Annotated in this window: 9 protein-coding genes; 3 read left to right on the forward strand and 6 right to left on the reverse strand. The window is 40.9% G+C overall.

The window, feature by feature from the left end; all coding sequences use genetic code 11:
• Positions 1-166 precede the first annotated feature (166 nt).
• Both V7K50_RS13565 and V7K50_RS13570 read right to left on the reverse strand, forming a co-directional pair.
• On the reverse strand, positions 167-1588 hold the full coding sequence (locus V7K50_RS13565; protein WP_334960738.1) for an aldehyde dehydrogenase family protein: 1422 nt from the start codon (positions 1586-1588) through the stop codon (positions 167-169).
• A gap of 166 nt (positions 1589-1754) precedes the next feature.
• Positions 1755-2807 (reverse strand): nitrilase-related carbon-nitrogen hydrolase, encoded by a 1053-nt coding sequence (locus tag V7K50_RS13570; RefSeq protein WP_334960740.1) that lies wholly within the window; start codon positions 2805-2807, stop codon positions 1755-1757.
• A 716-nt stretch (positions 2808-3523) separates the two neighbouring features.
• Between V7K50_RS13570 and V7K50_RS13575 the strand changes: the two genes are divergently transcribed.
• The 3 genes from V7K50_RS13575 (at position 3524) to V7K50_RS13585 (ending at position 6713) form a co-directional block, all read left to right on the forward strand.
• A complete protein-coding gene (locus V7K50_RS13575; protein WP_334960742.1) occupies positions 3524-4018 on the forward strand; it encodes a hypothetical protein in 495 nt (164 codons plus the stop codon).
• 55 nt (positions 4019-4073) lie between these two features.
• Positions 4074-5693 carry a sensor histidine kinase gene (locus V7K50_RS13580; protein ID WP_334960752.1) on the forward strand — a complete coding sequence of 540 codons (1620 nt, stop codon included), beginning with the start codon at positions 4074-4076 and terminating at the stop codon, positions 5691-5693.
• 90 nt (positions 5694-5783) lie between these two features.
• Positions 5784-6713, forward strand: a complete 930-nt coding sequence (locus tag V7K50_RS13585) for an NmrA family NAD(P)-binding protein (protein ID WP_334960743.1) — start codon at positions 5784-5786, stop codon at positions 6711-6713.
• A gap of 227 nt (positions 6714-6940) precedes the next feature.
• On the opposite strand, the gene V7K50_RS13590 is transcribed toward V7K50_RS13585, so the two are convergent.
• The 4 genes from V7K50_RS13590 to V7K50_RS13605 form a co-directional block, all read right to left on the reverse strand.
• Positions 6941-8425: a DICT sensory domain-containing protein gene (locus tag V7K50_RS13590; protein WP_334960745.1), complete on the reverse strand. Its 1485-nt coding sequence runs from the start codon at positions 8423-8425 to the stop codon at positions 6941-6943.
• A gap of 208 nt (positions 8426-8633) precedes the next feature.
• Positions 8634-10136, reverse strand: a complete 1503-nt coding sequence (locus V7K50_RS13595) for a UDP-N-acetylmuramoyl-L-alanyl-D-glutamate--2,6-diaminopimelate ligase (RefSeq protein WP_334960747.1) — start codon at positions 10134-10136, stop codon at positions 8634-8636.
• A 53-nt stretch (positions 10137-10189) separates the two neighbouring features.
• On the reverse strand, positions 10190-10471 hold the full coding sequence (locus V7K50_RS13600) for a glutaredoxin family protein (protein WP_334960749.1): 282 nt from the start codon (positions 10469-10471) through the stop codon (positions 10190-10192).
• A 203-nt stretch (positions 10472-10674) separates the two neighbouring features.
• Positions 10675-10974 (reverse strand): hypothetical protein, encoded by a 300-nt coding sequence (locus V7K50_RS13605; RefSeq protein WP_334960751.1) that lies wholly within the window; start codon positions 10972-10974, stop codon positions 10675-10677.
• Positions 10975-11937 lie beyond the last annotated feature (963 nt).

Here is an 11937-nt window from a genome sequence, read left to right on the forward strand (position 1 = left end):
GTTTTCAATGAATGGACTTGTGTTTTCAATGAATGGACTTGTGTTTTCAATGAATGGACTTGTGTTTTCAATGAATGGACTTGTGTTTTCAATGAGACGCTTTGCGAACGGCGACAAGCTATGCCATTGGTTACGGTAATGAGTTGCAGAGTGATGATGGCATTGATCACTCCCCATTCTCAAACCACCAAGGGTCATTAGTAGCGTTAGTTTTAATCAAAATAGCTTTTTTTCGCATGAACCGTTTCAGCGCCACCGCACCCATACGCGATCCTCCCAAACCGGAAAATTTGAAGGCATTTTTCTCTCCCTCATGCATCATAGCGGTGAGTCCAGCATCGTTGATACTGATGGCACCTGCATCTATCTGATGGGCAATTTCTAAGGCTTCGGTTTCTGACTCGGCAAACACAGCAGCACTTAATCCGTAAATTGAGTCATTGGCTAAAGATACTGCTTCCTCTACTGTGGAAAAAGGCATGACTGGCATAATGGGGCCAAAAGTCTCTTCGGTCATGACTTTCATGGAATGATTAACCTCGGTAAGCACTGTGGGACGACACCACCAACCGCCACCTAAGTCTTCAATGACACCGCCGCAGTGAATTACTGCTCCCTTTTCCACTGCATCTAGAAGATGATCACTAATAATGGTTGCTTGTTTTTCGGCGATGATGGGGCCAATTTCTCCACTTTCAACTGTGGGGTAAGCTAGCCCAAGACGATGTGCTTTAGTTACTAGTTGATGATAAAACTTTTCAAATATCGATTCTGCAACGTAAATTCGCTCAATTGAGAGGCATGACTGTCCGGTGTTGACGACGGAACCCCATAATATTGCTGAGGTTGCTAATTCTAAATTGGCTGATTCTAAAACGATCGCCGGATCTTTCCCTCCTAATTCCAAAAAAGCTGGAATAAACTGTTTTGCAGCTGCCTGTGCAACTTTTCGCCCCGTCGCTACACTGCCTGTAAAACATACTAAATCTACATTTTCAATCAAAACAGATCCCGTTGCGCCTGCTCCTTCAACAAAAGTTAATACGTCGTGCAATTTGGGGACGGCGTTGAGTGCTGTAACCAGTGGTGCTACGAAGCGGGGAGTGATTTCACTGGGTTTGACAATAACGGCACAACCCGCTAGTAATGCCGGAATGGTATCAATGGCAGACAACAACAGGGGAAAATTCCACGGGCTAATTACCCCAACTAGGGGATAAGGAACAGATGTTTGTTGCAAGGCAATAAATGGAATGGCGGTATTTTTTGCAGATTCTTGCAGCAATTCTGGTGCTAGCCTACACCAGCGATCGATGCTAGAGAGGAAGGAATCTATTTCTAATACAGAGGTTGATAATCTTCCGGTATCATTTACCAAAGCTTCTGTGAGGCGATCGCGTCCAGATAATATCGCCTGTTTCCACTCCTGTAAAGCTTCAATTCTTCCCTCTAAGCCTAACTGCTGCCAGCGAACTTGTGCCCGACGCGTGCGCTTACATTGTTGTACCACCAGCCTTGGAGGGGGCGGGATAATTACGTAGTCAAATTTGCCAGTTCGGGGATTGCGGACTTCTATTGGTTTTGTCATTAGTAATTAGTCATTGGTCATTAGTCATTTTTTATTACTTCCCATGCCCAATACAACTCTTGGAGAGGCTGCGCCAACGACTTTGCGGTAGTTGAGCGTAGCGATGCACTGAGCGTAGTCGAAGTGTCGAAACTCAGTACAAGTGCCCAATGCCCCATTCCCAAATTCAAATTATGCCTAATTTGGCCAACCGCTCAATGGTGGCTTGCTGGGTTTGCAGGAAGTGTTTGCGGTCTACTTCTCCTTCCAGCATAGTATTAGCTGGGTAAAAGTGTGATTGTTGATAACTTTCGGCGTATAGTTCAAAGCGTTGGCGGGCAAGTAAATTATTTAACCCCGGTCGGCGGCGATCGCGGCGTAATGCTGCTAAATCAATCTCTGCAAATGCTGCCATACTCTCACCTGCACCTGTCTCTGCTAATACGATTCCGCGATGGTCAATGATTTTCGAGCCACCATCAGCCGAAGCAATGGGGATGGCAATATTAGCGATGCCTGCGGTATTGGCTGAAACTACATAAGCCATGTTTTCAACGGCGCGAGTGATTTTTGCCGCGTCTTTGGGCGTGAGGTTTTTGTTGTATACTTCCGAGGTGGAATGGACAAAAATTTCTGCTCCTCGCATGGCTAGACACCGCGCCACTTCTGGATACAAAATTTCTTCTGATGCTAAAGCAGCTAAATTACCGATCTCCGTTTTGGCTACGGGGAAAACTCCCTCTAAACCATAGCAATCGAGATATTTATCCCAAACGTCATGGGGAGTGGGAGCAAATAAAGAATTTAGCCGCCGATACCGTAAGATAATTGAGCCAGAAGGGTCAAGAATAAAGCAGGTTTGAAAGTACAATCCGGGAAAGTTCGGATCAACTTCGTAGGCGTTACCAGCTAAAAAGATTTTGTGCTTTTGGGCAATTTTACCAAGTGCCTCATACTCAGCACCAGCCATTTCTATACAGGCTTTTTCTGCCCATCCTCCAAGAGAATCTCCCATTGGGAAACCGGTGAGAAAGTATTCTGGCAGCACAATTAAACGACAATCAAAGCCAATAAAAGCGATACTAGCAGCAATTTGTTGAGCGAGGCGGTTGATGGAGTTTTCTATGAGCGATCGCCCTTGGTGGCGTAGGCGTAGCCCGCCGGAGGCATCGCTTGTTTGGTTGACTGCATGACAGGTAACTTGCAGTGCTAAAGCGCGATAGGATTCAAAATTAGTCATGGGGCATTGGGCATTGGGTATGGGGCACTTGTACTGAGTTTCGACTAAGCTCAACTACCGCGAAGTGGTTGGCGCAGCCTCTCCAAGAGTTGTATTGGGCATTGGTCAGTTGTCTTTAAATTTTCTACACAAGGGTTTAGATATAACTGAAAACGAGCCTCTAGTAGTCTGTCAAGAACTAATTGACGAATAAATTTTCTGTAGAGACGGCGATTTATCGCGTCTCTCTAACCGTCAAAATGAATTTGACAGACCACTAGTTTTTGACGGAGTTCTTTTGTCATCTCCCGCAACTGCTCAAATACAGCTTTCTTGTCTAAATCAGTTGGTTGCTGAGTCATAGTTTGAGTTTGCGGCTTTTCTATAAACTTAATATTTAGTTTGACACTTTTTGGCATCTAGCTCGTTGCCCATATTGGGCAACATATTTACCGAATTCAGGACTTTGGTAAACAGCCCATCAACTAAACCACGATCAAGCTATTGTGGCAACATCCTTTTTCCACAGCAGAGTTGCAGCAATCTGCATCAGTCAATGATTCTTCATTTAGATGCCTTTGCCCTTAGTCTTAACCTCAGTGATCGTACTGTAATTTTATGTAAAATTGTTTTATTGTACTTAATTATAAAAATACAAATAACTTTGCTGGTAAATATAGACAAATTAGGAGAAAAACAAATATTAATAAGTTAGTTGTTTTATTATAAATACATATATGGCTTTTGATTTAGATGAAGCTTTTCAACTGGATATAACCCAAATAAATTTGAACCAGGCACATTCAATAGTATTTAGTTTATATAATGACCCGAAAATTCCTTTTGTAATTTGGTTACTAGAGAATCCTAAGAGCCTATTGGCGTTACCTGGAAAAATTATTCTGCGCCACCATGATTATATTCACATACTTTTAAGTAGAGGAATTTCTCCTCAAGATGAAGCTTTTGTAATAGGATTTACAATGGGTAATGACTTAAAAACCAATCAACTACATTTATTCATATATAAATTTTTTGCTAAGTTTATATATCCAGATCCTTATAAATTTTCAAAGTTAGACTTCATGAATTTTAACTTAGGATTTATCTATGGCAGAAAGATTAAAATTAAACAAATAAATGAGATTGATTTTAAAATATATCAAAATGAAAATATCAAATTTTTAAGAAAGTTTTTCGGTATTAATACTGATGAAACGAAATCCATGTGAGAGTATTAAATGAAGTTACTACTAATTAAAATGGATCTAAAAAAATAATATGAGAATGCGCCTACCTTATAAACTGAGATTTGTTTCTTCTCAACTTGTAACTGTAACAGTACTGCTGACATTGCTCTTATTTATTCCTCAAATTTGGCTAAACTGGCAAGTATATCATAGCTTTAATAATATTGTTAAATATGAATTTAAGCTACAAATGCTGAGTGATGAAATTACTTATCTTGATGAAGTATTAACGATGTCAGCCCGGATGAATGCTGCCACAGGTAACTTGATTTGGGAACAACGGTATCGCCAATTTGAACCTAAGCTAGATATTGCTATTAAAGAATCTATTAAACTTGCTCCTAAAGCATATAAAAATGAGGATACCAAAATAATTGATGCTGCTAATCAGCGCTTGGTTGCAATGGAATATCAATCTTTTGATTTAGTTAATAAAAATCAAAAAGAGTCAGCCAAACTACTGCTTTTTAGCAGCGAATATGAAAATAATAAACGCATTTATGCTAATGGTGTTGCCCAAAGAAAGCGTAACATTTCACTTCAGTTACAGCAGAAAATTGATGAATATTATCAAAGAATTTTTTGGGCAATTTTAGAATCTATTATAAGTTTAGTAATGCTGATTCCAGCATGGCTGTTAGTATTGCATTTATTGCAGCAATACTTAAAAGATAAAAAAATTGCTCAAGCCGCCTTAGAAGAAACGAATTCAAGATTGGAAATGCAAGTTGCAGAAAGAACAGTAAAATTAAAATACAAAAATTTTCAACTAAAACAGACACTCAAAGAATTGCAACACACTCAAGTACAACTTGTTCAAACCGAGAAAATGTCTTCATTAGGTCAGTTAGTTGCGGGTGTTGCTCATGAAATTAATAATCCAGTTAATTTCATTTATGGCAACCTACTCCACCTGAGAGAATATAGCCAACAATTACTAACTTTAATTACCCTGTATCAGCAACAATGTTATAATTGTAGCCCCGAAATAACTACTCTACTTGATGAGATAGATTTAGAGTTTATTATTGATGATATGCCGAGAATATTATCATCAATGGCAATTGGTACTGAACGTATTCGCGAAATTGTACTAACTTTGCGTAACTTCTCGCGTCTTGATGAAGCAGAAATGAAATTTGTTGATATTCATGAAGGAATTAATAGTACCCTATTAATTTTACAGTATCGTCTCAAAGAAAATCAGAATCGGCAGGAAATTACAATTATCAAAGATTATGGTGATTTACCTCTTGTTGAATGTTATGCGGGAGGATTAAATCAGGTATTTATGAATATCTTAAGTAACGCTATTGATGCTTTATATCAATGGGAAACAGAGTGCTTAAAAGGAGAGATTGAAAAACAGCTTAGTTCTATTACTATCCATACTAAAGTTAAAAATAAAGAGTGCATAATTATTAGTATTAAAGATAATGGTTCAGGAATAACTAAGGAGGCTCAAACTAAATTATTTGACCCTTTCTTTACTACTAAACCTATAGGTAAAGGTACTGGCTTAGGATTATCTATTAGTTACCAGATTATAGTGGAAAAACATAAAGGAAAAATTAAGTGTATTTCTGCACCTCGTGAGGGTACAGAATTTGTGATTGAGATTCCTATCAAGCAGGCATGTTCAATAGTTCCCCATTGATTGATATAGAGCCGTGCTAGAAACACGGGGTTTTAAACCCAAATTTTCGATAAACTTAATTTAAATAAAAAACTCTAGGTAGAAGAGAGAATGTCAAATTTCCCCGATCGCACAGAGTCAAACACCGATAAAATATTACTCATCGGTGTTACTGGCGGCACAGGTGGAAATGTCGTCAAGGGATTTCTCGAACAGGGAGTTACCAACCTGCGAGTCATCACTAGAGAAATTGACCTTAATCGTCCAACTCTTGCAAAGCTCAACGATGCCAAAGTGGAACTTGTAAAAGCCAACCTCGACGATGAAACCTCCCTTATCGCAGCATTTGCCGGGATTTCGGCTGTTTACTGCCACGCTACTTCTGCGGACTCCACTAAAATTGACCCCCTAGAGGTGGAGAGGGCAAGGCGACTTGGACAAGTTACCAAGCAAGCTAACATTAAGCACTTTGTCTACAATTCCGCAGGTGGGGCGGATAGGAATTCAGGAATCCCTCGCATTGAGCAAAAGTACCAAGTAGAAGAAATTCTCAAAGAAGCTGGGTTACCGACTACTATGTTGCGAGCCTGCTTGTTTATGGAGGAGTTTTGGAAGAAGTACACGCGACCTTCCATCCTCAAAGGTAGTTTCCCATTTTCCATTCAGCAAGACAAGCCTCTTCATCTAATTACAACGAAGGACATGGGCCGGGTTGCTGCCTACGTAATTAAACATCCCACCAAGTATATTGGTCAAGAAATTGAGCTAGCTGGCGATGTGCTGACTCCAAAGCAGATGGCAGAAGTATTTTCCCAAGCGCAGGGGATGAAAGTAGTTTACAAAGAGACACCCGCCTGGATTTTCTTACTCTTGCTGCAAAGGGAACTGTTCGATTTGATTCAGTGGTATCGCAAACAAGGTTATCAAGCGGATGTCCAGCGTTTACGAGAAGAGGAGTTTCCTGGACTTCTGACCACATTTAGAGAATTTCTGGCAGAAACCAACTGGGCAAATGCAGAACTAACCTACGATAGTCTGTGATTGGACTACTAGTACACTGTGGCGAAAGTTTGCCTAGTTTGTTTGATTGACTGCCTGACAATACAAAACAATTATGTTGTGTATCAAGGTAAATACGTCGTTTCCGGTTTTTATGAATCATTATTTGATTGTTGTAGACCAGCACGGTAGGGGCAATTCATGAATTGCCCCTACGACAAACATGGGCTTTATTGCGTGCATAAGTCATATAAGTTATGAATTTTAACTCATAACTCATTTTCTGTAGCGATCGCTCTGGGGATATTGCCAACTCTTGCCAGTTGCACTGTAAAGGTAGAACCTTCGTATAATTTACTTCTCACAGAAATCGAACCACCAGAGCGCAGCAGCAATTGCTGTACTATTGTTAACCCCAATCCAGCACCACCATAATCTTCAGTTGCTGCTGTACGCACACGATAAAAGCGGTCAAAGATTTTGGTAATTTCGTTTTCGCCAATACCGATACCTGTGTCGCGGAATTCTAATTGGACATAATCGCCTTGAGTACGGGCACGCACCCATACTTGACCCCCATCAGGAGTAAACTTAATGCTATTGTGCAGCAGATTAATCACAATTTGCCTCAGACCACCACTCACGCACCAAACAGGTGGGAGTTCAGTCGGGATGGTGTAGGCTAACATAATCCCTTTTTCTTGGGCTACAGGTTGGTAAGTACTTACTACTCCAGGCACAATATCTGAAAGACGCACCGACTCCAAATTCGTCCCCTCCAAATCCCGTTCTAGCCGCACCAGTTCTAACAAACCAGTAATCAGCGAATTTTGATGATCACACTGGGTATTTAACATCTGTAAATAACGTTGTCGCTGGGGGGGTTTAAGATTAGGGGAATTTAATAATGAGAGTGCTGTCTTCATGTGCGTTAGGGGTGTACGCAATTCCTGACATACATTATTTAAATATTCATCTTTGAGTTGCTCTTTGTTGTGTAGTTCTTGATTTTGCTGCTGCAACTTGGTGGTGCGTACTGTGATGATTTGACGATTAATTTCATCTTGTCGTAGGAGTTGTTTTGCCAACAGTTGATTCATCAGTGCGCCTTGGGGCACGCTTGGACAAATAAAACTAGCAGGTAAAATTGCAGATGATTCTGGCGCAATCGCTTGTTGGATACCATTTAATACTTGCTGAATTACTCTCCCCTCAACAGTAGTTATAATCAACAACGGCTGGTTTTTATCAGTATTTACCTTCCCAGATGTCTGATTTTTGCGTTTTTTAAGTGGTCGATGAGCCACAAGTAGACTACAAAACTGTGGCGATAACACCATCAGAAAATTTTCCCGCCGCAGTTGGCTATCTGGTGGTAGGTGAACAGAGATGTGGTGAGAGGATGAGGAGGACGAGGAGGACGAGGAGGCATTTACTCTTGCTTTTCCCTCATCTCCCCCTGCTCCCTCATCTCCCCCTACTCCCGCTTTCCTACTCTCCTCAATCTGGCAAGTGTAAATGAAACTAGACGCACCTACCGAGGATTTATAACGTGCTAATTCTGATTGCCAAATTTTTTCTGGTGGTAGCTTCACCCATAAAGTGGCTGCAATTTGCTGCTCAATTAGTAAGTCAATTTGCGCTCTCACCAGTGATAGCAGAGTCGCAGGACTGAGGGACAATGGTTTTGGAGGCGCTTGCACTCCCATAACCAGTTTATAAACAGACAGATCCTTAGCCAGAGAAACATTCATGAGTCAAGCACAACTTGGATGAAGCAAGAAATAACTCTGTATTCGATTTTCACCTTTATGTGTGCATTTTTTACAAAATCCCCACGGAAATAAATATGGAGCAGGGAGCAGGGAGCAGGGAGCAGGGAGAAAAGTTTTCCCCTCTGCCCCCCGCACCCCGCCCCTCTGCCTCTTTTCAATGCCCAATGCCCAATGCCCAATGCCCAAATTAACCTTGTATCTTGAGTCTTTCGTGTAAAGCATCCCGTGCGTGTTCTCGGTCGTCAAAATGGATTTTTTCGGTGCCGAGAATTTGGTAGTCTTCGTGACCTTTACCAGCAAGTAAGACTCCATCACCCGGTTGTGCTTGTAAAATTGCGGTACGAATTGCGATCGCGCGATCGCAAATTACTGTTGGTTGTACTGTATCAGCAATTCCTGCTAAAATATCCTGCAAAATCCGTTCGGGGTCTTCAGTCCGGGGATTATCTGATGTCACTACTGCCACATCAGCTAACTCAGCAGCGATTTTACCCATTTTTGGGCGCTTAGTGCGATCGCGATCGCCGCCACAACCAAACACGCAAACCACATTCCCCGGTATAAACGGACGTGCAGCTTTCAGTAAATTTTCTAAACTATCGGGTGTATGAGCATAATCCACAATCACGCTGATATCTTGGTCAGCATCAATTTGTATCCGTTCCATTCGTCCGGGAACTCCGGGGAACTCAGGTATCACAGACGCTACTAACTGCAAATCTAGCCCCAAGTGTAAAACTGCTCCTACGGCTGCGAGAAGATTTTCTAAATTATATTGTCCGACTAGAGGCGATCGAAAAGCTACATCACCTTTTGGTGTATGTAATGTCCCACTGACACCATTGGGCTGGTAATTTAAATCACTCATCCAGAAATCAGCGCTGTTGTCGTTTACGCTGTAACTCCAAACCCGTTCGGAATCCAACGAGGCAATTAACCGCTTCCCGTAAGAGTCATCAGCATTAATTATTGCTCGTCCCTTGAGATAATTAGGGCTAAATAACAACGCTTTGGCAGCAAAGTAATCTTCCATGTCGGTGTGATAGTCGAGATGGTCTTGAGTAAGATTACTAAACACCGCCACCTCAAATTCACAACCCAACACTCTACCTTGGGCTAAAGCGTGAGAACTTACTTCCATCACCCCGAACTCACTACCAGCCTTTACCGCCTCTGCTAGCTGCTGTTGCAGTTCCACTGCAAAGGGCGTAGTATGGGCAGCAGTTTGCTCAAAACCTGCCCAACGAGTGTAGAGAGTTCCCATCAAAGCTGTAGCTAGATTCGCTTTGATCAGCAGAAATTCAATCAGATGAGTAGTTGTAGTTTTGCCATTTGTACCAGTCACACCCACCAGCTTGAGTTTTCGCCCCGGATAACCGTAAAAAGCACTGGCTATTTGGGCACAAGCTTGAGTTATGTTACTTGCACTAATCACCAGAGCCTCATTTGTGGGAGGATTTTTTTGTGCAGCTTCGGGAGAGACGATCGCAGCTACAGCCCCCAATGCGATCGCACTTGGCCAAAATTCCCCACCATCAACCCGTGTTCCTGGCATTCCAATGAACAAATCTCCCATACCACAAGCATGAGAATTAGTCTTCAAACCCCTAACTTCCACATCCTCTAAAGTCGCATGGCTAGGTAATTGTTCAACGCTATCTACCGCCCTTAGTAATTCCCGCAATTTCATCTTGTGAACCTCGCCACATTCTTAATCTTGCGCTTATTCTGCATTATTTTTTTCTAATTGGCTAAATACTTACGCAACATTTGCTCCAACTGTTGCACACTAGCACGAGGAGAAGGGCGTGGCAATAATTTCTCTTCTTCCTCTGTGTCCTCTGCGCCTCTGCGGTTCGATAAATAAAGTACCGGCACCTCATACTCATACGCACCGAACCAATCTTCACGAGTCGTAATATCCCTAATTTCCAACTCGAAACTGAGATTTCGGATTTGTTCTAGCTTTTCTTGCAAGCCTTCACATAAATGACAGCCGGGTTTACTGTATAAAATTAATCGCATTTGTTAATTAATTATCATGAACCCTATTTATTAATCAATAAGTCCATTTTATTACTCGTTTAAAAGCCAAAACATCTATTAAATTAAATACCTAAAAATTTTCAGCTATGACCATTTGGTACGTCATTTATAGTTTTGTGGTAGAATAAAAATAATTTTATATCCTTTTACCAAAAAAGGATTTTGTTTCAGAGATGTCTATTTTAATATCTAGTAACTACTCCTCCGCGTGAGTCTAAACAACGAGAAGAGACATTCAACTTTTGCCACGATCCATTTATGTCAAGACGAGCCCATATTGTAACTCCCTTATCACCATCACCAAATTTAATTGCCCTTATAATTTTATAGAAGCCAGGTCTTAATATTGCGACTCGATATCCTCCATTATTGTAAGCTGCACAACTTCCGTTAACATGAACACGATCATTAACAGCAAAAGCTGATGTAGCTGAAAAAGAAATAGTTGCGGTGATGATAGCAGCAGCAACTCTATTAAACATTTAGCCTCCAATACTTTCTAATTATTGACGTTTATAGATCAGGTGATGCAGTCGTTCCTCCATTTGATGCATGCTGCACCATTGGTTTCATTTGTATATAATCATTTTTGGGTAACGCTTTTAGTAAACAATACCTTTGCAAATTTACGAGGGTGAGTTGATGATGCTTTAACTTAGGACTTGTGCATTGACAGAAGTAATTAAATATGAGTATGGATTTTCAGGCATTTAAGTTTGATTTTTTTACTATTAGCCTGCGGCGGGCTGCGCCTACGCTAGTGATAAGACAGCTAGTAGCCAATAGCCTGAAACAACGGATTTTGATCCGCATGATAGTCATTTTGTACAGTGCGTAAATTCTAGCATCAATTTTTTTTCACAATACAATACTATCGTGTCAATGTCAAGCAACTATTGTCTTATTTAGCCATGCAAGTGTATTTTTTTATATAAATACATTAACAGTATAAACAATGCACAGTAGAACACCTCAACTCATCCCTCAATTATGTAACGCCATAATATTTTGTTAATGCAAATGTGGATAGTAGCGAGATCGATGAATGCGTCAAAAGGTTTTTTTTGACGTTCCCATCTGACAACGATGCGGCGGTATTTACGTTGATACCAAGCAAAACACCGCTTTTGCTGAAATCTCGGATCAAATTAATCTTACTTAGCACTGAATTTTGAGGCAAGAATGAATGATGCTTTTAAATGTCAAGCGTAGGCATCGCTAGCCCAAAAATTCTGTTGATTAGCCCAATTTTTCACATAATTTTAAGTAATATTATTTATTGACAAAAGTTCTATAGTCTTAACGTCTCTCCGATGGGGGAAGATGGGTTTTTTGTGTTGCCGAAAGAGGTTTTGACACTCTCAGGTCTAAAGACACTGAGATTCTACAGACAGAGTTAGACTAATTTAGTCTAACTCTCGTTACGACTGCCAAAGATCGCCTAC

Source organism: Nostoc sp., from assembly GCF_036917135.1.
Taxonomy (GTDB): Bacteria; Cyanobacteriota; Cyanobacteriia; order Cyanobacteriales; family Nostocaceae; genus Nostoc.

Excerpts from the sequence above, each read along its gene's own strand:
- V7K50_RS13565 (WP_334960738.1), bottom strand. The coding sequence starts at position 1,588 with ATGACAAAACCAATAGAAGTCCGCAATCCCCGAACTGGCAAATTTGAC.
- V7K50_RS13575 (WP_334960742.1), top strand. The coding sequence starts at position 3,524 with ATGGCTTTTGATTTAGATGAAGCTTTTCAACTGGATATAACCCAAATA.
- V7K50_RS13605 (WP_334960751.1), bottom strand. The coding sequence starts at position 10,974 with ATGTTTAATAGAGTTGCTGCTGCTATCATCACCGCAACTATTTCTTTT.
- V7K50_RS13570 (WP_334960740.1), bottom strand. The coding sequence starts at position 2,807 with ATGACTAATTTTGAATCCTATCGCGCTTTAGCACTGCAAGTTACCTGT.
- V7K50_RS13600 (WP_334960749.1), bottom strand. The coding sequence starts at position 10,471 with ATGCGATTAATTTTATACAGTAAACCCGGCTGTCATTTATGTGAAGGC.
- V7K50_RS13590 (WP_334960745.1), bottom strand. The coding sequence starts at position 8,425 with ATGAATGTTTCTCTGGCTAAGGATCTGTCTGTTTATAAACTGGTTATG.
- V7K50_RS13595 (WP_334960747.1), bottom strand. The coding sequence starts at position 10,136 with ATGAAATTGCGGGAATTACTAAGGGCGGTAGATAGCGTTGAACAATTA.
- V7K50_RS13580 (WP_334960752.1), top strand. The coding sequence starts at position 4,074 with ATGCGCCTACCTTATAAACTGAGATTTGTTTCTTCTCAACTTGTAACT.
- V7K50_RS13585 (WP_334960743.1), top strand. The coding sequence starts at position 5,784 with ATGTCAAATTTCCCCGATCGCACAGAGTCAAACACCGATAAAATATTA.